A 22,077-nucleotide genomic window follows, 5' to 3' on the forward strand; every position below is an offset into this window, starting at 1 on the left:
CCCGCGCCGCCTATTGCGGGATCACCAGCACGGTATCGCGCCCGCCGCGACGCAGGCGGATTGCATCCTCGCTGATCGCCGCCACCTCGGAACCCTCGACGGTGTCGCCCGGGCGCACCTTCTGGTAGCGGCCGCTGGAAAGGCGGACCAGCGCGCTTCGGCTGCCGGTCTTGCCATAGACGCCGACCAGCACGACCTGCCGCAGCGGGATCGCATCCTCGACGGTGGCGGCGGCGGCGACCGAGGCGGATGTGGGGATCCGGGGCGGGCTGTCGCGTCTTGCAGCGGGCTGGGCCGGTGCGGACTGCGGGTCCGGCGCGACCGATGTGACCGGGGCTGCCTGCGGAGCGGGGGCAGCGGCGGCTGCCGCCGGGCGCGCGAGGGGCCGGTCGGAGCGTGTCAGCGCGTTCGCCGACGGCTCCAGCGCCGCCACCTCGAGTTCTGCGGCGACGCTTGCCGTGGCGGGGCGGCGCAGCGGCCGGTCCGACCGGGTGAGCGCGTTGGCCGATGCGGCAAGATCTGCATTCGCCTGCGCCGCCAGTTCGGGAACCGAGCTTGCGACGCTTGCAACCGGGCGCAGCGGCGGAACGGTGTCCGGGCGCGCGGGGATCACGCGGACCGACCCGTCCGGTGCAGCGGCGGCAACCGGCGCGGCCGTCCGCTCCGGCGCAAGGGCCGCGGGCGGGACTGCGTCGATCGGGCTGCGCGGCAGGGGGCGCGGGGCGGTCGTCAGCTGCGCGATGCGGACCGCACCCGCCAGCGCCTCGGCGCCGGCGGTCCGGTGCGCGTCGTTTTCCGCGCCGGGCAGGCGCGCCATGGCCGGGGCTGCGCTCAGAAGCACTGCCGCCATCGCCACGGCGATGCCGGCAGCGCCGAAGCCCTTCCACGGCCAGGATATGCGCCAGCGGGGGCGGGCCTGTTCGGCGCCGGGCGGCGGGAACCACGGTGTGTGGTCAAGCCCCTCGGGCGATGCGGCGAGCGTGAAGCCCGTGGCCGCGAACCCGTGTGGCGCAAGAAACTGCATCGCATCCTCCAGTACCGTGCGGCGCACCCCCGCCATGACATGCACGCCGCCAAGCTGGACGCCCGGCGCGTCCAGGACAAGATCCGCGGCCCCGCGCGGGGCCGCGTCGCGAAAGGCATGGGCGATCATGGCCGGGACCGGGGCCACGTCACCGCTGTCGATGGCGCGGATCGCGACTTCCTCTTCGGGCAGCCAGACCTCGACGGGCAGGGCCCCGCGACGCCCGCGCGCCGCCTCGAGGCGCATGCGGCGCAGATCGCCATGGATCGTCTCGGGGTTGACCGGCACGCGCGCAAGGGCCGTCCAGTCGCCATGTCCCCGGGTTCCATGCAGCGTTATGCCATCCGGCGAGAGATGGAGCGCGAACCCGCTGAACCCTGGGTCACTCGTCATGCTGCCGCTTTCCGCCTGTCCTCGTGCCCTGCCGACGCGTTGGCCGACCCGACGGCTGGTGCCGCTCGGTTTCACCATAGCCCGAGGGCGCGCCTCGCGCCATAGCCGAGCGCCCGTTACGGCGAAGCTTTGCCGTCGGGGCCGGGGCCGTGCCGACTGCGCATTGCGGCGCGGCGCGACCGGCGCGATGATGCGGCATTCGCTGAAGGAGGTTGCCATGCTGCGAAGTATCGGAATTCTGGTCGTCTGCGCCGCGCTTGCCGCCCCTGCCTGGGCGGACGATGAACCGGGCCGGATCGCCGTGTCCGGCGAGGGCCGCGTCGAGTCCGCACCCGACATGGCGGTGGTGACCGCCGGGGTGGAAACGACCGCCGCCAGCGCCGGCGAGGCGCTTGCGGCGAACTCAGCAGCCATGACCGCGGTGATGGAGGTGCTGACCGCGGCCGGGGTCGAATCCCGCGACGTGCAGACCACCGAGATCGGCCTGAACCCCGTCTGGACCGGTCCCCAGCCCGGTCGCGAGGAAGAGGGCATGCGCATCAGCGGCTATTCGGCGACCAATCTCGTGACGATAAACGTGCGCGCGCTCGACGGTCTGGGCGGCGTGCTGGACGCGCTGGGGCAGGCTGGGGTCAACCGGATCCAGGGGATCGCCTTTTCTGTGGCCGAGCCGCGCGCGTTGGAGGACGAGGCGCGCCGCGCCGCCGTGGCCGATGCGCGCGCCAGGGCCGAGCTTTACGCGCAGGCGGCGGGGGTCGAGCTTGGGCCGCTCATGGAATTGCGTGACAGCTTCGCCGCACGCCCGCCGATGATGCTGCGGGCCGAGGTGGCGAGCATGGACGCGGGCGTGCCCGTGTCGGGCGGATCGGTCGCGCTGACCGCGCAGGTCGAGATGGTCTTCGCGATCGCGGACTGACGCGAAAAGGGGGCGGCACCGGGATGCCGCCCCCTTGGGCATTTACGCGGTGGCCCTGTCCAGCGCCTGGTCCAGGTCGCGGATCAGGTCGTCCGCATCCTCGATCCCGATGGACAGCCGCACCATGTTGGGCGCGGCCCCCGCCGCGACCTGCTGCTCGGTCGTCAGCTGCCGGTGGGTGGTCGAGGCCGAGTGGATGATCAGCGAGCGGGTGTCGCCCAGGTTCGCGACATGGCTGAAGATCTCGACCGCATCGACCAGCTTGACGCAGGCCTCGTAGCCGCCCTTCACCGCGAAGGTGAACAGCGCGCCCGCCCCCCTTGGATAGAGCCGCTTCACGCGGTCGGCATAGGGCGACGAGGGGAGCCCGGCATAGGTCACCTTTTCCACCCGCGGGTCCTGTTCCAGCCATTCGGCGATCCTGATCGCGTTCTCGACATGGCGCTGCATCCGCAGGCTGAGTGTCTCTATGCCCAGCATGGTCTGGAAGGCGTTCATCGGGGCCATCGCCATGCCGAGGTCGCGCAGGCCCACGGCGATACCGTGGAAGGTGTAGGCCATCGGGCCGAAGGTCTCGTGGAACTTCAGCCCGTGATAGGCGGGCTCGGGCTCGATCATCGAGCGGTGCTTGCCGGCGGCCGTCCAGTCGAAATTGCCCGAGTCGACGATCGCGCCGCCCACCGAGGTACCGTTGCCCGAAAGGTACTTCGTGGTCGAGTGCACGACGATATGTGCGCCCTGCTCGATCGGCCGGCAGAGCCAGGGCGTGGCCGAGGTGTTGTCCACGATCAGCGGCACCTGAAGGTCGTTGGCCACCGCCGCCACTGCCGGGATGTCGCCGACATAGCCGCCGGGGTTCGCGATCGATTCCATGAAGATGGCGCGGGTGTTGTCGTCCGCCGCGGCCCGGATGGCGTCGAGATCGTCGAAATCGACGAAGCGGGCGGACCAGCCGAAACGCTTGATGGTCTGGCTGAACTGCGTGACCGTGCCGCCATAGAGCCGGGTCGAGACGACGATGTTGTCGCCGGGCTGCATCAGCGGGAACAGCGCCATGATCTGCGCGGAATGGCCCGACGAGCAGCACACCCCGCCGACACCACCCTCGAGCGTGGCGATCCGTTCGGCCAGCGCCGAGACGGTGGGGTTGGTCAGCCGCGAATAGATGTAGCCCACCTCCTGCAGGTTGAAGAGCGCGGCCGCGTGTTCGGCGTCCCGGAACACATAGGCGGTGGTCTGGTAGATCGGCACCTGCCGGGCGCCGGTCGCGGGGTCCGGGCGGGCGCCGGCATGGATCTGAAGCGTGTCGAAGCCGTAGCTTGGCGTGTCGGTCATCTGTCCCTCGTGTTGGCGGTGAAATTGTCCGGGCCGCAGCTTAGGGCCGCGCCGGGGGCGGCACAACCGCACCATCGGTGGGGTTCGGGGCGGTGGGGTTCGGGGCGGTGGGGTTCGGGGCGGCGCTCATCCGCCATTCGATCGCCGGGCGCCCGCCGTTCAGACGCATGGCGATCGCCTCGAGGATGACGCCGTTGGTGTTCAGGTCGGCATAGTTCGGCACCCCGGCATCGAGCGCTGTCAGCACGCCGGGGGCGAAGCCGTGCACGGTGCCGCGCGCCTTTTCCCGCACATGGGCGATCAGCAGGTCGGAATAGGGGCCGGGCCGGGTGACATGCCACAGGAACGCCGCCTTGGTGCTGACCATCTCGACCGAGCGGCGGAAACCGGGCGTGTCGAAGCGCGGCGCGGGGTTGCCGCTGCGGATCACCCAGGGGTCTTCCGCGCCGATCTGGTAGCCCTGGTAGACGAACCACGGCTCGCGGTCGATCGGCACTTCCGAGACGCAGAGCAGCCGGCCCGTCGCGCGATGCTCGGCGATCTGGGCCGCCATCAGCGCGTCGGCCGCGACGCGGGCCACATCGCTCTGGCCCAGTTCGACCGCGCCCAGAAGATGCGGCTCGGCGCCGATAGGCCCGAGCCGGGCAATCTCGTGCAGGATCTCGACATCGGCGGCAAAGCCCGTCTCGATGCCGCTGGTCCGGTAGGGCGACGCCACCTCGAAGCCCCAGAGCGCGAAGCCGCGGGTCATGTAGTCTGCATAGTTGGTGGCAGTCGCATCCTCGAACACGCCATCGGTGATGTTGTGGAGCATGCCTTCGCGGATGGTCCGATCCAGATCCCAGCCCGCGACGATGTCGGCGATGCCCGGCTCCTCGCCCTCGACATAGGTTTCCAGCACCTTTAGCGCGGTCAGCAGCCGCCCGGTGTCGCTGGCGTTGTAGCTGTCGATGCCGGCTGCTGTTCCGCTGGTCGAGGTCATGCCGCGCGGCAGGATCAGGCCGGCCTGCCGCGTCTCGCCCAGATGGCCGAGGATGCGGGCGATCCGGCCGCGGAAGTCGCCCGCTTCGATCAGGCCCAGGCTGTGGGCGCCGATGGTGGCCAGGATCTGGGTGCCGGTGTCCCACATGGTGGCGAAGTCGTAGCTGGCGACGCCACCGCCCTCGCGCCAGGCGGTGGCGGGCGCCAGGCCCGAGACCGGATCGGCAAGCGCCTCGAAATAGGCCCATGCGCGGCGGGCATCCGCAAGCAGCAGATCGGTCTGGGGGTCCGGAACAGGGGGCGCGATGCGCCGCTCTCGCGCGGCGGCGCGCACCAGTCGTGCCGGTTCGTCCCGGGCGGTGATGGCGGCCTGAAGATCCGCCAGATCGCCCAGCGTGAACAGGCCCGACGCGCCGATGGCGGCCAGCGCCGCGACGAAGGTTTCCGCCTCGGCGGCACTTGCGAAGGCGTCTGCGCGGATCACGAGGATCGCATCCTGGAGCGGCGCGAGGGCCTCCTCCAGATCGCGTTCCAGGTCCGCCAGGCCCATCACCGGCGGGCGGCCGTCATGGACCAGCCCCGGCGACAGCCGCAAGACCCCCTCGGGCGACAGGCCCAGCGGCGCGGTCGGCGCGGCCGACAGGTTCAGCAACAGGTCGAGCCCGGCCATGTCGGTGCCGGGCAGGGGCGCTGGGCTTGCGAGACAGGCGCCGCGGGGTGCGGGACTGTCGCCGAGGGTCGCGAACAGGCCCCGGAGCGCGGCATCGTCGGGGGCGCCGGTCAGCAGCGCGCAGCCCTCCGGCCCCAGCGGCGTGTGGCGCAGGCCTGCCGCATCCAGCCCGGCCAGCAGGGCCGTGCGGGCAGGGCTGTCGGCGCCCGCTTCGATGCAGAGCGCAAGATGCCGTGGCGGGGCCTCGCCCGATTGCAACAGCAACTCGGACGGTGTCGTGGCATGGCGCGTGCCGCCCCCCCTCAGCGCGAGCGCCAGCCGGTCGCCCAGTCGCGCGCCAAGTGCGAAGGCCGTTTCGCGGTCCGGGGACGCGGCCGGCCAGTCGGCGACAAGGATCGACAGCGCATCCCCCGCCAGCGCCTCGGCCAGCAGGGCGTCCAGGTCCGTCGCTTCCGCATCGATGGCGAAGCGCCGCCCGCCGCTGATGACCCGCGTCCCGTCCTCGGCCGTTCCCAGCGTGCCGGCGGAATTCCCGGAAGGCAGACGGATCAGGGTCCGGAACCCGGCCGAGCGCAGGCCGTCGGCGGGGCCGTCGATCGCACCATCGGTCGCCGCCGCCAGCGCCGTGACCGGCTGGCCCGCCAGCGGCGCCATGGCGCGGCGATAGGCGTTCTGTGCCCGGGCCGCGTTGCGCATGCGGAAAAAGCCGCGCGGATCCGTCAGGCCCGGCGCGTGAAGCACGATCTCGGCCAGTCCCGCGTAATCGCGGCGCAGCCGGTCCAGAAGCGCGCAGAGCGGCGCATTCTCGGCCAGCGCATCGGGCCGGGCGGGATCGTGGCGCAGAAGGCAGGACACCGGCACGCCCTGCGACAGGATGGGGTCGAGATAGTCGAACAGCGCCCCGGCCTCGGCGTCCGCGGCGATCCCCGAGACAAGCAGCATCGCCGGGCCGGATCCAGCGGCGCGCCCCCGTCCGCCCGGCAGCGCCATGGCCATCGGCACCCCGATCAGGGTTGCGTGCAGGAAACTCCGTCGCGTGAGCGTGGCCAATTCGCCAGTCCCCCAAGGGCAGGAAGCCGTCCACCGCGATTTACGCAGGTTCCTTGCAGTCGCTCAAGGTTTCGGGCTGAATCAGCCCGAAGCTGGACCCGCGCGGACAGGGGGCGCGGCAGGCAGCGGGGTACGGCAGGGTGCGGGACAGGAAGCCAGAGGACAGGCAAACCGGGGAGCGCCCGGTCTTCTTCGATCCCACGGCGCGCAGGTCGCGGCGCGTGGTGGCGCTTGGCGTGGTCGTCCTTGGCGCGCTGGTGTTCTGGGCGGCGGCCTTCGTGCTGCAACTCTACATCTCGCGGTTGCCCGGTGCGCAGACCGGGGCGCCGGCCGTGACCACCGCGCCGCGACCCGGGGCCGAACCTGACGCTTCGGGTCCGCCGGTGCTGCTTCCGGCATGGACGCGCCCGCGCGGCGCGGTTCATGCCTTCGTGCCCGGCTGGTCGCGGGCGGCGATGGCGTCGGCGCTGGACCACATCGAGACGATCGACGTGCTGATGCCGGAATGGCTGGAAGTCGACCCGGCGACCGGTGCCGCGGTCGAAACCGCTGATCCCTACCGTGCCGCGTTCCTTGCGGACGTCCGCAAGCGGCGACCCGGGCTTCCCATCCATCCGGTTCTGGTGACGCCGGATGCGGCGATCGCGCGGCTTGGAACGGCAGAAGCGCAAGCAAGCCTGGCCGAGACCGCGGTGGCTGCCGCCTTGGCCGGGGGCTTTGACGGGCTGTGCCTGGAACTTGCCGGGGTGACGGCGGACGCGCGCGCGGCGATGGTCGCGGCGCTCGATCTGTTCGCGCGCCGTCTGGGCGAGGCGGGGCTGGAAAGCTGCGTTATTGCCGGCATTTCCGATCCGCTGCTGGTCGAGGCGGGCCTGCCGCAGACGGTGGACCGGATCGTCGCGCTGGCCTTCCGGGAGCCGGGCGCCTTCAGCGCGCCAGGGCCTCTGGCCCCGCAGGCCTGGTTCGAGGATGCGGTGGCCCGCCTTTTCGCACGGCTTCCCCGGGAACGGGTGGTCGTGGCGCTTGGCAGCTTCGGCCATGCTTGGACCGTCGGCGAGCCGCAGCCGCGGGCCATCGGCTATTTCGACGCGACGGTCGCCGCGCGCCAGCGTGGCGGGGATCTGTCCTTCGATCCCGAAAGCCGGAACACCCGGCTCCGGGGGCTGGACGCCGCAGGGCGGCCCCTGCGGGCCTGGCTTCTGGATGCGCCGAGCGCCCATAACCAGTTGCTCGCGTTGCGCGCCCACGCGCCCGCAGGCGTCGCGATCTGGCCGCTTGGCCGCGAGGATCCCGGCCTGTGGCGCCTTCTGGCGCCGGGCGGGCAGCCGCGCTCTGCGGGCGGGCTGATCGAGGATGTGCCGGCTGCGGATCATGTCGTCCACGACGGCGAGGGGCCGCTTCTGCGCGTGATGGCCGAGGCCGCGCCGGGCCGGCGGAGCATCACGCTCGATCCCGCGAGCGGCCAGATCGCGTCGGTGGTGTACCGGGAACTTCCCGCGGCCTATCTGCTGGGGCGCAGCGGTGCGCCAGGGCGCGACACGCTGGTCCTGACCTTCGATGATGGGCCCGATCCGGTCTATACGCCCCGGATCCTGGACGTGCTGCGCGCAGAAGGCGTGCGCGCCACCTTCTTCCTGATCGGCCAGTCGGCGCTGAAACATCCCGATATCGTGCGCCGCATCGTGGCCGAGGGGCACGATATCGGGGTGCACACCTTCCTGCATCCGGACATTTCCCGGATTTCCGATCTGCGGATGCATTTCGAGCTGCACGCCTCGCAGCTGTTGCTGGCGGATATCGCCGGCGTGAACACCAACCTGTTCCGCGCGCCCTATGGCATCGACGAGACGCCTGCCACCGCCGGGGCGGCGCAGAGCCTCGCGATCCTCAGCCGCGAGGGATATGTCGTGGTCGATGTGCAACTCGACTCGCGGGACTGGGCGCGGCCGGGGGTCGAGACGATCAACGAGACGATACTGGCCAGCCTTGTGCGCGGGGATGGCAACGTGATCCTCATGCATGATGCGGGCGGCGACCGATCCCAGACGGTCGAGGCGCTGCGCCAGACGGTACAGGCGCTGAAGGCGCGGGGATACGGCTTCGTGCCGGTGTCCGCCCTGCTGCCGGGGGCGGAGCCGGAAATCGGGCTGGGTCCGGGGCGGTTCCAGGCGCTGACGCATCTGAGCTTTGCGGTGATCCGCTTCACGGGTTCGGTTCTGGGGGCGCTGTTCTGGGTGGTGGTGGTGGCTGCGACGCTGCGCAGCCTGGTGATCGTCGGCGCGGCGCTGTGGCATCGCCGACCGCGCCTTGCGCCCGCGGGCGAGGTGCCGGCGGTCAGCGTCGCGATCCCCGCCTTTGACGAGGCGCCGGTGATCGCGTGGGCGGTTGCGGCGGTGCTGGCCGCGGATCCGCCGGCGGCCGAGGTGATCGTGGTGGACGACGGCTCGACCGACGGGACCGCGGATATCGTGCGCCAGCATTTCGGGACGGACCCGCGGGTGCGGGTGGTCACCCAGCCCAATGGCGGCAAGTCGGCGGCGCTGAACACGGCCTTCGACCTGGCAGCCGCGCCTGTGGTCGTGGCGATCGACGCCGACACGGTGGTGGCCCCCGACGCGATCGGCGCGCTGGCGCGGCATTTCGCGGATCCGGTGGTGGGTGCCGTGGCGGGCAACGTCAAGGTCGGCAACCGGGGCAACCTGCTGACGCGGTTGCAGGCGATCGAATACATCACTTCCCAGAACCTTGACCGGCGGGCCTTTGCCAGTGTCAACGGGATGCTGGTCGTGCCCGGCGCGATCGGGGCATGGCGGCGCGCGGCGGTGCAGGGCGCGGGCGGCTACGGTGCGTCCACGCTGGTCGAGGATGCGGACCTGACCGTGGCCGTCTGCCGCGCCGGCTGGCGCGTGACCCACGAGCCCGCCGCCCGCGCCTATACCGAGGCGCCCGAGACGGTCCGCCAGTTCCTGCGCCAGCGGCTGCGCTGGAGCTTCGGGATGATCCAGGTCGCCTGGAAACATCGCCGCGCCCTGCGCGAGGGCCGTGCCATCGGCTGGCTGTCGATGCCGGACCTGGTGCTGTTCGGCGTGCTGCTGTCGGTGGTCGCGCCGCTGGCCGACCTGGTCTTCGTGCTGGGCATCGTCGATCTGGCGCAGTCCTTCCTGGCGCCGCGCCCCGGTGTCGCGCCTTCGGTGCCGTGGCTTCTGCTGCTGGGCTACGGGGTCTACCTGGCGTCGGACCTGGTGCTGGCGGCGGTCGCGCTGGCGCTGGAGCGGGATGAGGACTGGCGCCTGCTGCCATGGGTGCTGACCCAGCGCTTCTTCTACCGCCAGCTTTACTGGATGGTCGCCCTGCGGGCGCTGGGCCGGGCCCTGACGGGACGCTTCACCGGCTGGCGCAAGGTCGTGCGCACCGCGAGCGTCGCGCCCGACATTGCCAGGGGGCTGGCGCGCGGCGCCAGGCGCCGCGTCACCACGTTGCGCATGGTCTGAGCCCGGCCTCAGAAGACCCGGCAGCCGGTCTCGGTCAGGGCGCCCGCCACGGTCGGGTAGTCGGGCGCCGGGTTCTGGATGATCTCGTGGAACCGGGTCAACCGGCGCATGCATTCCTCGGAGGCAGCGCGCGGGCTTTTCGAGCCATCCACATAGATGTCGAGCCAGGGCCGGCCGTCGCGCCCGGTGTGGCAGGGACCGTCCTGCGGCCGCGGACCGTCGCCGCAGACATCCTCGACGATGGCGTATTTGCGCAACCCGCTCAGGTAGAAGCGGGTGCCCTTCGGGAAGTCCATGCTCTGGCGGCCCTGCTCAAGCCGGTGGCCCACTGCAATCGTGACGGGATCCTCCCAGGTGCCGGTGCCGCCCGCGCTTTTCCGCAGGACCGGATGCGCGATGGCGGCCGATCCGGGCGGGGTGTTGTCCCAGTAGCTGTAGCCGGTCAGGTAGGCGGTGAAGCGTACCTCCTCGTCGCTGCGGGCCGCGACCCGGGCCGCTGGCGATAGTGGGGCCGAGGTCATGTCGGTGGTGTCGCCCCGGGTCGGCCCGGGATCGCCCACGGGCGCGCAGGCCGAGATGGTGAATGCCGCTGCAAGTGCCGCAGCGCAGGTCAGCAGGTTTCTGCGCATCATACCCCCTGTCCCGGAGACGGGGGCTCAGCCCGCTCCGGCGCATGCAAGAAACGTCATAACCCGAGGAATGCTTCGGCCGAATTGTGGTGAAATTCGGACCCAAACATATTCAGGCCTGACTATATGTCGGATGAATCCGGACGGCGCCGCAATCCAGAAATGACCATCGGCGATGATCCGCCAGTCGATCGCATCGTTGCTTCAAGTCGAATGGGCCAGTTCGGCACCGGACAACCGGGCGTCAGGCCACGGAGGTGGGTGATCAAGTCACTGAAGGAACCGGGCGGGTGTCCTAGACCCGATGCGGAAACGGGCCGCGCGATTCGCGGGGCCCGCGCAGACAAGCCGATGCCGGCAGGCGGCCCCGGGTCGCGTCGGCAGCAAAGGAGAAATACCAGATGACCTTCATCCGCCAGAGCCCCTCGACCGGCGCCGGTTCCCCCGATGTCTGGGGTATCTACGAGCCCGATACCGGCTCGATCCAGTATGTCGTCGCCGATCCCGAGACGAGAAAGGCCGCGCTGATCGACACGGTACTGAACTTCGACCCCGCCCATGCCCGCACCGGCACCTGGACCGCCGGGGAATCGCTTCGACTTGTCGAGGCCGAGGGGCTGGAGGTGGAATGGATCCTCGACACCCATCCCCATGCCGACCACCTGATGGCCGCCGCCTGGCTGAAGCAGCGTCTGGGCGTGCCCATGGCCATCGGCGAGAAGACGCGCGACATCGCGCGTATCTGGGCCGGGCACTACAACACGCCCGACGCCTTCGATCCCGATCGCGACTTCGACCGGCTGTTCGCGGATGGCGACAGCTTCACCATCGGCCGCCTGCCGGTGCGGGTCATGCTTTCGCCGGGGCATACGCTGGGCTCGATCACCTATGTGGTCGGCACCGACGCGGCCTTCGTGCATGACACGCTGATGTATCCCGACAGCGGGTCGTCGCGGGCGGATTTCCCGGGGGGATCGGCGCGCGACCTTTACGCCTCGATCCAGAAGATCCTGGCCCTGCCGGAGCCGACCCGGCTGTTCGTCGGCCACGACTACAAGGGCGGCGGCCGAAGCGAGCCGGCCTGGGAGGCGACCGCGGCCGAGCACAAGGCCCGCAACGCGCATCTGGGCGGTGGCGTGTCCGAGGCCGATTTCGTCGCCCTGCGCGAGGCGCGGGACAGGACGCTGAAACTGCCCGACCGGATGCTCTACGCGCTACAGGTCAACCTGCGCGGCGGGCGGCTGCCCGAGCCCGACAGCGACGGGCGCAGCTATTTCCGCATTCCCGCCAACCTGTTCTGACGGACGCAGCCCCCCGGGCCGATACCCTTCCCGGGGGGCTGGACGGCGATCGCGGCAATGCCTAACTCCCTGCCATCCGGACCAGGGAGAAATGCCGTGCGCGACCGCCTCAAGACACTGATCGAGAATCCCCGCTTCGAACGTGCGATCCTGATCCTGATCGCCGTGAACGCGGTGACGCTCGGGCTAGAGACCAGCGCCGCGGTGATGGAACGGATCGGCGGTTTCCTGAAGGCCTTCGACAAGGCGATCCTCGCCGTTTTCGTGATCGAGATCGCCGCGCGCCTCTATGTCGACTTCCGCGGCTTCTGGCGCGATCCCTGGCGGATCTTCGATTTCAGCGTGGTCGCCATCTCGCTGATCCCTGCGACAGGCCCGCTCTCGGTGCTGCGCGCCTTCCGGGTGCTGCGCATCCTGCGCCTGATCTCGGGTGTCAAGGCGATGCGCCGCGTGGTGGCGGGCCTGCTCGAGGCGCTTCCGGGGATGGGCTCGATCGTGCTCCTGCTGGTGCTCATCTTCTACGTCACCGCGGTCATATCGACGATGCTGTTCGGGCAGAGCTTCCCCGACTGGTTCGGCACGCTGCCCGCCTCGGCCTATACCCTGTTCCAGATCATGACGCTGGAAAGCTGGTCCATGGGCATCGTGCGCCCGGTGATGGAGGTGTATCCGCTCGCCTGGCTGCTGTTCATCCCCTTCATCCTGTCCACCGCCTTCACCGTGCTCAACCTGTTCATCGGCGTGATCGTCGACGCGATGCAGTCCGAGCACGAGGCCGAGGCGCAGGGCGAGCGTGACGCCCTCCAGCGTGAGACCGAGGCGATCCTTGCAGAGGTCCGCGCGCTTCGCGCCGATGTCGCCGCGCTGCGCGGGGATCAGCCGCAGGGTTGACTTGTGGCGGTGCGGGGCGCATATGCCACTCACCTTGGGGGGATCTGCCGCGTGAGTGGATGGTCCGCAACGCCATCCGACTGGCCGCCGACAAATCCCCGAAGCCCGCGCCCGGCAATACGGCCCGCGCGGAGTGCCAACCGGCTCCCACATCACGCAGGGGTCCACGGCCTGACCGGCCGGGCGTAACGACGCCCGCCGCCTTGGGCCGCAACCTGTATGCAGCGACCCGCCCGGCCCCGCCGGGGCGGTGGGTCATCACATGACGGCGCAGCGATGATGCGCGCCGCGAAAGGCAAGACTTTGACCGATTTCAATTCCCTCGGGCTGGCCAAGAGCCTGCTCGAAGCCCTGGCCCAGCAGAACATCAGCGAACCCACCCCGATCCAGGCGCAGGCGATCCCCCATGCGATGGCCGGGCGCGATGTCATGGGCCTCGCGCAGACCGGCACCGGCAAGACGGCGGCCTTCGGCCTGCCGCTTGTGCACAAGCTGATCAAGACCGGCGAGCGCCCCGCCCCCCGCGGCGTGCGGGCCCTGATCCTTGCGCCCACGCGTGAACTGGCGCGCCAGATCTCCGATGCGCTGGGCGCGTTTACCCGGCGCTCCCCGCTCAAGGTGGGCATCGTCGTGGGCGGCGCGTCGATCAACGCGCAGGTCAAGCGGATGGAACGCGGGATCGACATTCTCGTGGCAACCCCGGGCCGGCTGATCGACCTGATCGAGCGGCGCGCGGTCAACCTGGGCGATACCCGCTTCCTGGTCCTCGACGAGGCGGACCAGATGCTCGACATGGGCTTCATCCACGCCCTGCGCAGGATCGCGCCGCTCCTGCCGAAGGACCGGCAGACCATGCTGTTCTCGGCCACCATGCCCGCCCAGATGGCGGAACTGGCAGCCGCCTATCTGAACGACCCGGTCCGCGTGCAGGTCAGCCCGCCGGGCAAGGCCGCCGACAAGATCGACCAGTCGGTGCATTTCGTGGACCAGGGCGCCAAGGGCGCGTTGCTGCGCGACCAGCTGGCCGCGCACCCGCGCGACCGTGCGCTCGTCTTCTGCCGCACCAAGCACGGCGCCGAGCGGCTGATGAAGGGGCTGGTGGCCGATGGCTTCGCCGCGGCCTCGATCCACGGCAACAAGAGCCAGGGCCAGCGCGACCGGGCGCTCGACGCTTTCCGGGATGGCAAGGTGCTGGTGCTGGTCGCGACCGACGTTGCCGCCCGCGGGATCGACGTGCCGGGCGTGCGCCATGTCTACAACTACGAGATGCCGAACGTGGCCGAGAACTACGTCCACCGGATCGGGCGCACGGCGCGGGCCGGGGCCGATGGCCGCGCCGTCGCCTTCTGTGCACCGGCCGAGATCGGCGAGCTGCGCGCCATCGAGAAGCTGATGAAGATCGAGATCGCCGTCGCCGGCGGCACCCCGCCGGCCCGCGGCCAGCGCGGCCAGCCGCGCCCCGAGGGGCAGGGCAAGCCCGGCAGCAAACCCGGCAAGCCCGCCAATCGCGGCCGGCGCCCGCGCCGGCGCGGCGGCGAGCGCATGGCTGCCTGACGACAACGAAGGGGCGCCACGGCGCCCCTTTCCTTTTTCAGACCAGCGCGGCCAGGTGGCCCGACTTGATGTAAAGCCGGCACCCTTCCTCCGATACGGGCCTGTGCGGCAGGCCGGGCGGATTGCGGATCCAGCTGCCCGCCGGGTAGTGCCCCTCCGCGTCCGAGACACTGCCCGACAGCACCAGGATCTCCTCGCCGCCGGGATGCGCATGGGCCGCCCCCCGCGTCCCCGGCGCGAAATCGACGATCCGCACCGTCTCTCCCGGGACGTCGTGCAGAAGAAGCTCCGTCATGCCCGGAACCGTTCCGGGAACGAAGGCAGCTTCTGCGGTCGCGACATGGAACTGCTCGGTGTCTGATGGATCGAACTGGCGCAGCTTCACGAAGATGGTGCAGCCCGGATCGGTATGCGGGCTGTGCGCGGTGCCGATCGGATTGCGGACGTAGCTGCCGGCCGGGTAGTCGCCGCTCTCGTCCGAGAACACCCCGTCGAGCACCAGGAACTCCTCGCCGCCGCCATGCTCATGCTCCGAGAATCGCGATCCGGGCGCAAACCGCACAAGGCTGGTCGCGCGCGCCACTTCCTCGCCGATCCGGTCCAGCATCATCCGCTCGACGCCCGACGAGGGGGACCCGGTCCAGACATGATCCTCGGGGCGGATCACGACCCGCTGGCTGAAATCGGCGTTGAGACGCATCGGCGGCCCTTTCTTCCTTCAATGTTCGTGCGCGGGAAACTGGCCCGCCCGGCCCCCAGGTCAAACCCCCCGGGGGCCGCACGGCCGTCCTTCCGCTTTCTTCAAATATCCCCGCCGGAGGCATCCGGCGACGCGGCCGGGCGCCTGCGTCAGTCCAGATGTCCCTCTGCCCGCGCCCAGTGCATCGTGGCGTCGAGCGCCGCCTCCATGGGCGCGAAGAGCGCCTCGAGGTCGTCTTCCCCGATGATCATGGGCGGGCAGACGGCCAGCGTGTCGCCTATGGGGCGCAGGATCACGCCATGCTTCAGCAACTCCGCCGACAGCCGCGGCCCGACCTTGCCGCCGACGCGGAACCCCTTGCGGCCTGGAGGCGCCAGTTCCAGCCCGCCCATCAGGCCACAATGGCGCGCCTCGCCCACCAGCGGATGCTGCGCCGCGCGGTCCAGCAGCGCGTGCAGTTTCGGTGCTATCCGGCGCACGTTCGAAAGGATGTCGCGGCGCTGGTAGATCTCCAGCGCCTTGATCCCCACGGCACATCCCATCGGGTGCCCGCCATAGGTGAAGCCATGTCCGAAGGTGCCGATCCGGCCGGAATTGGCCTCGATCGCCTCGGCCATGTCGCCATCGAAGGCGACGGCGGACAGGGGCGCATAGCCGCCCGTCAGCTGCTTGGCCATGGAAAACGCGCGCGGCCGCATGCCCAGCGTCTCGGCCCCGAACCAGTTGCCGGTGCGCCCGAAGCCGGTGATCACCTCGTCCGAGATGAGCGCGATGTCATGGGCGTCGAGCACCGGCTGGATCGCCTCGAAATAGCCTTTGGGGGGCGGGATCACGCCGCCCGCGCCCATCACCGGTTCCGCGATCATGGCGGCGATGGTGTCGGGGCCCTCGCGTTCGATCAGCGCCTCCAGATCGGCCTTCAGGCGCGCGACGAACTCGGCCTCGCTCTCGCCGTCCTTCGCGTCCTTCCAGTAATGCGGGCTCGATGTGTGCCGGATGCGGTCCACCGGCAGGTCGAAATCCTGGTGGTTCGCGGGCAGGCCCGTCAGCGAGCCCGACACGATCGTCACCCCGTGATAGGCGCGGATGCGGCTGATGATCTTTTTCTTCCCGGGCCGGCCGATGGCGTTGTTGTAATACCACTGCAGCTTGATCTGGCTCTCGTTCGCCTCGGAGCCCGAGGACTGGTAGAAGACCCGCGCCATCGGCACGGGCAGCAGTTCCTTGATCTTCTCGGCCAGTTCCACCGCCGGCTCGTGGCTGCGGCCGCCGAAGATGTGGTAGTAGGGCAGGCGGCCCAGCTGCTCGCGGGCGGCCTCGATCAGCTCCTCGTCGGAAAAGCCCAGGCCGCAGCACCAGAGCCCCGCCATCCCCTCGATATACTCGCGGCCCTGGTCGTCCCAGACCCGCACCCCCTTGCCGCGGTCGATCACCAGCGGCCCGGTCTGCCTGAGCGCGACCGCGTCCGTGTAGGGGTGCAGCAACGCCTCGACGTCGCGCATCTGCATGTTGGTCAGGGGCTGTGTCATGGGACCTCTCCGGTGCCGCGCGGGGCTGTCCGCGCAGTTAGGCCCGCGCGGTGGCGAAGGTCAATCGCGATGCCGCCCGGTCCGTCACGCCCCCGTCACCAAACTGATACGGGGCCGTCATGAAGGCCTGCTAGCTGCGTGTGGCGACATTCACCCGCGGGGAAATCATGACAACCAGACTGCTGGCCGGATCGGCCCTGATCGCATTGACGGCCGCGATGCCGGCCCTTGCCACACCCTATTTCAACCGCATCGCATCCTTTGCCACGCCGCAGAACATGGCCGCGGGCGAGGATCAGCTGCGCGAGACCTCGCCCGAGATCGTGGCGGTCACCGAGGATGGCATGACGCTGGTCTACACCGACAGCCCGCTGGGCGTGATCGGTTTCGTCGACCTGACCGACCCGGCAAGCCCGCAGCCGCTGGGCAATCTGGAACTCGAGGGCGAGCCGACCTCGGTCGCGGTCATCGGCCAGACCGCCTATGTGGGCATGAACAGCTCGGAAAGCTTCGTGGAACCGTCGGGCGCGCTTCTGGCCCTCGACGTGGCAAGCCGGGCAGAGACGGCGCGCTGCGACCTGGGCGGTCAGCCCGACTCGGTCGCCGCCGCCCCCGACGGCAGCTTCGTCGCCGTCGCCATCGAGAACGAGCGGGACGAGGATCTGAACGACGGCGTCATCCCGCAGATGCCCGCGGGGTTCGTCGCGATCGTTCCGCTGGAGAACGGCGCGCCGCAATGCGACGCCATCATCCGCGCCGATCTGACCGGGCTTGCCGAAGTGGCGGGCGACGACCCGGAGCCGGAATACCTCGACATCAACGGGCTGGGCGAGATCGTCGTCACGCTTCAGGAGAACAACCACATCGCCGTGCTGGGGCGTGATGGCGCGGTCCTGTCGCATTTCACGGCCGGCGCGGTGGACCTTGAGGGGATCGACACCGCCGAGGACGGCGCGCTTCTGTTCACCGACAGCGTGGCCGGCGTACTGCGCGAGCCCGACACCGTGGTCTGGATCGACGACCAGCATTTCCTGACCGCCAACGAGGGCGACTACGAGGGCGGCTCGCGCGGCTGGACCATCTTCGCCAAGGACGGCACCGTTGCTCACGAGGACGGCACCAGCTTCGAACAGGCGCTGGTCCAGATCGGTCACTACCCCGAGGGTCGCTCGGACTCGAAGGGCATCGAGCCCGAATCCGCCGGCTATGCCGAATTCGGCGACACGCGCTATGCCTTCGTCGGATCCGAGCGGGGGTCGATCCTGGGCATCTACATGCTCGACGGCACCACGCCGACGCTGCACCAGCTTCTGCCCTCGGGCATCGGCCCGGAGGGCGTGCTGGCGATCCCGTCGCGCAACCTGCTCGTCACCGCTAACGAGACGGATCTGGGCGAGGACGGCCTGGCGCGGGCGCATCTGATGATCTACGAGTTGCAGGACGTGGCCGCGCCCGCCTATCCGACCCTGACATCGCAAGGTGCGGACGAGCTGATCGGCTGGACCGCGCTTTCGGGGCTGGCCGCGCACCCGACCGAGGCGGGGCTGCTTTACGCCGTCAACGACAGCTTCCTCGGCCACCAGCCGCGTATCTACGAGATCGACGCGACGCAGGCCCCGGCCCGGATCACCCGCGCGATCGACGTGACCCGCGACGGACGTCCGGCGCAGAAGCTGGACATCGAGGGGATCGTCGCGCTCGAGGATGGCGGCTTCTGGCTGGCCTCGGAAGGGCGGACCGACCGGCTGATCCCGCACGCGCTCTACAAGGTGGATGCCGATGGCGCCATCGAGGAGGAGATCGCCTTCCCGGCAGAGCTTCTGGCGGTTGAAAGGCGCTTCGGCGCGGAAGGCGTGACGCTGATCGGTGACACGCTCTGGATCGCGATCCAGCGTGAATGGGGCGACGATCCGGAAAACCACGCAAAGCTCGTGTCGTACAACATCGAGACAGAGGAATGGGGCGCGGTGCACTACCCGAAGGAGTCCCCCGCGACCGGCTGGGTCGGCCTGTCCGAGATCACCGTCCATGGCGACTGGGTCTACATCGTCGAGCGTGACAACCAGGTCGGGCCGAACGCGGTGACAAAGCAGCTGACCCGCGTCCCGGTGGCCGAGATGGTCCCGGCGCCGTTGGGGGGCGTCCTGCCGGTGGTGACGAAGGAACCGGTCCGCGACCTGCTGCCGGACCTGCTGCGGTGGAACGGCTTCGCGCTCGACAAGATCGAGGGCTTCGCGGTGGATGCCGACGGCACCGGTTTCGTCGTCACCGACAATGACGGTGTGGATGATCATTCCGGCGAAACGCTCTTCTGGTCGATCGGGGCCATGTAAGCGATCGGGCAGCCGATACGCAGGGGCGGGCCGGCAGCGGTCCGCCCCCAGCATGGCGCTTGCCCGGGCGCGCGCTTCGTGCTTGGCTCGGGTCAATCACAAGACTTCACCGACAGGAGATTTTCCATGAAACGAATCCTTCTCGCGGCGGGTTCGCTGGTGGCGTTGTCCGCCGGGGCCGCCTCTGCCGAATATTCGCTGACCATCCTGCACACCAACGACTTCCACGCCCGGTTCGAGCCGATCAGCGCTTATGACAGCACCTGCTCGGAAGAGGACAACACCGCCGGCGAGTGCTTTGGCGGGTCGGCCCGCCTGGTCACGGCGGTGGCCCAGGCGCGGGCGCGGTCGAACAACTCGATCCTGGTGGATGGTGGCGACCAGTTCCAGGGCACGCTGTTCTACACCTATTACAAGGGTGCGGCCGCGGCCGAGATGATGAACAAGATGGGCTATGACGCGATGACCGTGGGCAACCACGAATTCGACGACGGCCCCGAAGTGCTGCGCGGCTTCGTCGATACCGTGGATTTCCCGGTCCTGATGTCGAACGCCGACGTGTCGGGCGAGCCGCTGCTGTCGGACGCGATCCAGAAATCCGTGGTGCTCGAGCGGGGCGGCGAGCGGCTGGGCCTGATCGGCCTGACGCCCATCGATACGCCGGAACTGGCCAGCCCCGGCCGCAACGTGATCTTTACCGAGCCGGCGGACGCCGTGCAGGGCGAGATCGACCGCCTCAAGGCCGAGGGCGTGAACAAGTTCATCGTCCTCAGCCATTCGGGCTATGGCGTGGACCTGGCGCTGGCCGAAGCCGTGCCAGAGATCGACGTGATCGTGGGCGGCCACACCAACACGCTGCTGTCGAACACGCAGGAGCGCGCTGTCGGTCCCTACCCGACGATGGTCGGCACCACCGCGGTAGTCTCTGCCTATGCCTATGGCAAGTTCCTGGGCGAGCTGAACGTCACCTTCGACGATGACGGCGTGATCACCGAGGCGGTGGGCGAGCCGGTCATCATGGACGCATCGGTCACCGAGGACGTTGGCACCAAGGCCCGCATCTCCGAGCTTGCCGTGCCGCTCGACGAGATCCGCAACCAGGTCATCGGCGAAAGCGCGGGCCCCATCGAAGGTGACCGCTCGGTCTGCCGCGTGATGGAATGCGAGATGGGCAACCTGGTGGCAGACGCCATGCTCGAGCGCGTGCGCGACCAGGGCATCCAGATCGCCATCGCCAACTCGGGCGGCCTGCGCGCGTCGATCGACGCGGGCGAGGTGACCATGGGCGAGGTGCTGACGGTGCTGCCGTTCCAGAACACGCTGTCCACCTTTCAGGTGACCGGCGAGGAACTTCTCGCCGCCCTCGAGAACGGCGTCAGCCAGGTCGCGGACGTGGCCGGCCGTTTCCCGCAGGTCGCCGGCATGAAGTTCACCTGGAGCGAGGCCGCCGAACCCGGCAGCCGCATCGTCGAGGCGATGGTGGAAACGGCCCCCGGCAGCTACGAGCCGATCGACCCCGAGGCGACCTATGGCGTGGTGTCGAACAACTTCGTGCGCAACGGCGGCGACGGCTACGCGATGTTCGTGAACGCCTCCAACGCCTATGACTTTGGCCCGGACCTGGCCGATGTCACCGCCGAATACCTGGCGGCGAACACGCCCTACACCCCGATCGTGACGGGACGCATCACCAAGGCCGAATAAGGCCGGGCGATACCGGATCAAGAAACTGGCAAGGGGCGCGGATCACCGCGCCCCTTTGCGTTCGGGACATAATCCTGGGGTTAGAGCGGGCTTTCTAAGCCCCGGTCCAATGGCAGGCGGTTACCGCCCGGGGCAGGTGTTGGCCACCGGCAACCCGCCGGCGCATCGCATCCCTGCAGGAGTTTCCCCGATGAAGCTGAACCACGCACTGCCCGCAATTCTAGTCGCGACAGCCGTCGCGGCCCCCGCCATGGCAGAGCCCGATTGCGCGGCGGCCGCTGCATCGGCCCAGCCCATGTGGAACGTGGTCAGGTCCTTCGAGGAGGCAGGCGGCGTTGTCCGGACCGCCAAGGTCACGGACGAGAAATGCTACGAGATCTACGGCACCCGGAACGGCAGGAAGGTCGAGATCCATTTCGACCCCGCGACCGGTGCCGAGCTCGCGCGCAAGGAGGACTGACCGATGGCTGCGCGCAGCATCACGGCCCCGGAACGCGGGGCCACTGCCGAGGTCAGGGTCTGGGACGTGGTGGTGCGCGTCTTCCATTGGTCCACGGTCACCCTGTTCACGCTGGCCTACCTGATCGAGAAGCCGCGCGACCTGCACGAGGCGCTGGGCTACACGCTGATGGCGATCCTCTCCGTGCGCATCGTCTGGGGCTTCGTCGGCACCCGCCACGCCCGCTTCACGGATTTCGTGCCCTCGCCGCGCCGTTTCATGGACTATGTCCGGGACATGATGGCCGGGCGCGAACGGCGCTGTCTGGGCCACAACCCGGCCGGTGGCGCGATGGTGGTCGCGCTGATGCTGGTGCTGGCAGGCATTGGCCTGAGCGGCTGGATCATGGGGCTCGACCGCTTCTGGGGCGCCGACTGGGCGGAGGAGTTGCACGAAGGTCTGGTCACGGTCGCGGTTGTGCTGGTCGCAGCCCATGTGTCGGGCGTCGTCTATGCCAGCCTGCGGCATGGCGAGAACCTTGTCCGGTCGATGTGGACGGGTCTAAAGTCGAGGGAATGATCCCTGACCGACGCGGACCTTCCTGATGCAGACCGGTGCGGATGCCGAAAGACGTCGGACCTTCGTGATCGCTGCCCTCGTCCTGTTCCTGTGCGGCGCGGCGTTTCTGATCGACGCGCTTTCCGAACTGGGCGAGGGCATCCACGCCATGACGGAACTGGTGACCGTCGCGCTGCTCTGGGGTGGTGCGGCGATCACCGTCGCCGGATATTTTCGCACCCTGCGCCGCAACGCGGCCGTCGAGCGCCAGCTCGACGCGGTCCGGGGCGCGTTCCAGGCGGTGCTCGACCGCCATTTCGACGAATGGAGCCTGACCCCGTCCGAGCGGGATGTGGCGCTTCTGTCGATCAAGGGCCTGTCGATCCCACAGATCGCGGCACTGCGCAACACGCGCGAGGGCACGATCAAGGCCCAGAACGCCGCCGTCTATCGCAAGGCGGGTGTCTCGGGCCGGGCAGAGCTGCTGAGCCTGTTCATCGAGGAAATCGCCTCGGGGCTGTCACCTGGCGACAGCCGGGCCTGAGCCGCCCGCTTGCCCGTGGCGGCTGTGCCGCCTAT

General features: G+C 69.6%; 16 protein-coding genes. 10 read left to right on the top strand and 6 right to left on the bottom strand.

The features are described from left to right. Positions 1-10: 10 nt before the first annotated feature. Positions 11-1,417 (bottom strand): hypothetical protein, encoded by a 1,407-nt coding sequence (locus HMH01_RS05880; protein ID WP_171323356.1) that lies wholly within the window; start codon positions 1,415-1,417, stop codon positions 11-13. A 217-nt stretch (positions 1,418-1,634) separates the two neighbouring features. On the opposite strand from HMH01_RS05880, the gene HMH01_RS05885 reads away from it, so the two are divergent. Further along, positions 1,635-2,333, top strand: a complete 699-nt coding sequence (locus HMH01_RS05885; RefSeq protein WP_171323357.1) for an SIMPL domain-containing protein — start codon at positions 1,635-1,637, stop codon at positions 2,331-2,333. A gap of 42 nt (positions 2,334-2,375) precedes the next feature. Here HMH01_RS05885 and HMH01_RS05890 read toward each other — a convergent pair whose 3' ends face one another. Both HMH01_RS05890 and HMH01_RS05895 read right to left on the bottom strand, forming a co-directional pair. Beyond that, the gene (locus tag HMH01_RS05890) at positions 2,376-3,668 is read right to left on the bottom strand and encodes an O-acetylhomoserine aminocarboxypropyltransferase/cysteine synthase family protein (protein WP_171323359.1); all 1,293 of its coding nucleotides are present in this window, start codon (positions 3,666-3,668) and stop codon (positions 2,376-2,378) included. A 40-nt stretch (positions 3,669-3,708) separates the two neighbouring features. Then, complete coding sequence (locus tag HMH01_RS05895) at positions 3,709-6,369, bottom strand: DUF3131 domain-containing protein (protein WP_171323361.1); 2,661 nt, start codon at positions 6,367-6,369, stop codon at positions 3,709-3,711. A 140-nt stretch (positions 6,370-6,509) separates the two neighbouring features. Here HMH01_RS05895 and HMH01_RS18005 point away from each other — a divergent pair, with 140 nt between their 5' ends. After that, positions 6,510-9,860 (top strand): glycosyltransferase, encoded by a 3,351-nt coding sequence (locus tag HMH01_RS18005; RefSeq protein WP_171323363.1) that lies wholly within the window; start codon positions 6,510-6,512, stop codon positions 9,858-9,860. Positions 9,861-9,868: 8 nt separating this feature from the next. Here the strand turns inward: HMH01_RS18005 and HMH01_RS05905 are convergent, their stop codons facing one another. Further along, a complete protein-coding gene (locus HMH01_RS05905) occupies positions 9,869-10,489 on the bottom strand; it encodes a hypothetical protein (RefSeq protein WP_246237284.1) in 621 nt (206 codons plus the stop codon). 401 nt (positions 10,490-10,890) lie between these two features. On the opposite strand from HMH01_RS05905, the gene HMH01_RS05910 reads away from it, so the two are divergent. The 3 genes from HMH01_RS05910 to HMH01_RS05920 all read left to right on the top strand — a co-directional run bounded on the left by HMH01_RS05910 (position 10,891) and on the right by HMH01_RS05920 (position 14,235). Next, a complete protein-coding gene (locus HMH01_RS05910) occupies positions 10,891-11,790 on the top strand; it encodes an MBL fold metallo-hydrolase (RefSeq protein ID WP_171323366.1) in 900 nt (299 codons plus the stop codon). Between the two features lie 96 nt (positions 11,791-11,886). Continuing rightward, on the top strand, positions 11,887-12,681 hold the full coding sequence (locus tag HMH01_RS05915) for an ion transporter (protein WP_343035152.1): 795 nt from the start codon (positions 11,887-11,889) through the stop codon (positions 12,679-12,681). Positions 12,682-12,960: 279 nt separating this feature from the next. Next, the gene (locus HMH01_RS05920; protein WP_216366762.1) at positions 12,961-14,235 is read left to right on the top strand and encodes a DEAD/DEAH box helicase; all 1,275 of its coding nucleotides are present in this window, start codon (positions 12,961-12,963) and stop codon (positions 14,233-14,235) included. 37 nt (positions 14,236-14,272) lie between these two features. Here the strand turns inward: HMH01_RS05920 and HMH01_RS05925 are convergent, their stop codons facing one another. Together HMH01_RS05925 and HMH01_RS05930 are read right to left on the bottom strand one after the other, a co-directional pair. After that, positions 14,273-14,935, bottom strand: coding sequence for a cupin domain-containing protein (locus HMH01_RS05925; protein ID WP_171323372.1), 663 nt, complete (start codon positions 14,933-14,935; stop codon positions 14,273-14,275). 149 nt (positions 14,936-15,084) lie between these two features. Beyond that, the gene (locus tag HMH01_RS05930; RefSeq protein ID WP_171323374.1) at positions 15,085-16,464 is read right to left on the bottom strand and encodes an aminotransferase; all 1,380 of its coding nucleotides are present in this window, start codon (positions 16,462-16,464) and stop codon (positions 15,085-15,087) included. A gap of 167 nt (positions 16,465-16,631) precedes the next feature. On the opposite strand from HMH01_RS05930, the gene HMH01_RS05935 reads away from it, so the two are divergent. The 5 genes from HMH01_RS05935 to HMH01_RS05955 all read left to right on the top strand — a co-directional run bounded on the left by HMH01_RS05935 (position 16,632) and on the right by HMH01_RS05955 (position 22,042). Next, on the top strand, positions 16,632-18,797 hold the full coding sequence (locus tag HMH01_RS05935) for an esterase-like activity of phytase family protein (RefSeq protein WP_171323376.1): 2,166 nt from the start codon (positions 16,632-16,634) through the stop codon (positions 18,795-18,797). A 126-nt stretch (positions 18,798-18,923) separates the two neighbouring features. After that, entirely contained in the window at positions 18,924-20,501 is a 1,578-nt protein-coding gene (locus HMH01_RS05940) for a bifunctional metallophosphatase/5'-nucleotidase (protein WP_171323378.1), read from the top strand. A gap of 190 nt (positions 20,502-20,691) precedes the next feature. Further along, a complete protein-coding gene (locus HMH01_RS05945; protein ID WP_171323379.1) occupies positions 20,692-20,961 on the top strand; it encodes a PepSY domain-containing protein in 270 nt (89 codons plus the stop codon). A gap of 3 nt (positions 20,962-20,964) precedes the next feature. Next, positions 20,965-21,519 (top strand): cytochrome b/b6 domain-containing protein, encoded by a 555-nt coding sequence (locus HMH01_RS05950; RefSeq protein WP_171323381.1) that lies wholly within the window; start codon positions 20,965-20,967, stop codon positions 21,517-21,519. 25 nt (positions 21,520-21,544) lie between these two features. Further along, a complete protein-coding gene (locus HMH01_RS05955; protein ID WP_171323383.1) occupies positions 21,545-22,042 on the top strand; it encodes a helix-turn-helix transcriptional regulator in 498 nt (165 codons plus the stop codon). The last annotated feature ends 35 nt before the right edge of the window (positions 22,043-22,077 follow it).

It is taken from the genome of Halovulum dunhuangense, from assembly GCF_013093415.1.
Classification (GTDB): Bacteria; Pseudomonadota; Alphaproteobacteria; order Rhodobacterales; family Rhodobacteraceae; genus Halovulum; species Halovulum dunhuangense.

Coding starts and splice junctions, on each gene's coding strand:
- HMH01_RS05880 (WP_171323356.1), bottom strand. CDS start 1,417: ATGACGAGTGACCCAGGGTTCAGCGGGTTCGCGCTCCATCTCTCGCCG.
- HMH01_RS05885 (WP_171323357.1), top strand. CDS start 1,635: ATGCTGCGAAGTATCGGAATTCTGGTCGTCTGCGCCGCGCTTGCCGCC.
- HMH01_RS05890 (WP_171323359.1), bottom strand. CDS start 3,668: ATGACCGACACGCCAAGCTACGGCTTCGACACGCTTCAGATCCATGCC.
- HMH01_RS05905 (WP_246237284.1), bottom strand. CDS start 10,489: ATGCGCAGAAACCTGCTGACCTGCGCTGCGGCACTTGCAGCGGCATTC.
- HMH01_RS05910 (WP_171323366.1), top strand. CDS start 10,891: ATGACCTTCATCCGCCAGAGCCCCTCGACCGGCGCCGGTTCCCCCGAT.
- HMH01_RS05920 (WP_216366762.1), top strand. CDS start 12,961: ATGCGCGCCGCGAAAGGCAAGACTTTGACCGATTTCAATTCCCTCGGG.
- HMH01_RS05925 (WP_171323372.1), bottom strand. CDS start 14,935: ATGCGTCTCAACGCCGATTTCAGCCAGCGGGTCGTGATCCGCCCCGAG.
- HMH01_RS05930 (WP_171323374.1), bottom strand. CDS start 16,464: ATGACACAGCCCCTGACCAACATGCAGATGCGCGACGTCGAGGCGTTG.
- HMH01_RS05935 (WP_171323376.1), top strand. CDS start 16,632: ATGACAACCAGACTGCTGGCCGGATCGGCCCTGATCGCATTGACGGCC.
- HMH01_RS05940 (WP_171323378.1), top strand. CDS start 18,924: ATGAAACGAATCCTTCTCGCGGCGGGTTCGCTGGTGGCGTTGTCCGCC.
- HMH01_RS05945 (WP_171323379.1), top strand. CDS start 20,692: ATGAAGCTGAACCACGCACTGCCCGCAATTCTAGTCGCGACAGCCGTC.
- HMH01_RS05950 (WP_171323381.1), top strand. CDS start 20,965: ATGGCTGCGCGCAGCATCACGGCCCCGGAACGCGGGGCCACTGCCGAG.
- HMH01_RS05955 (WP_171323383.1), top strand. CDS start 21,545: ATGCAGACCGGTGCGGATGCCGAAAGACGTCGGACCTTCGTGATCGCT.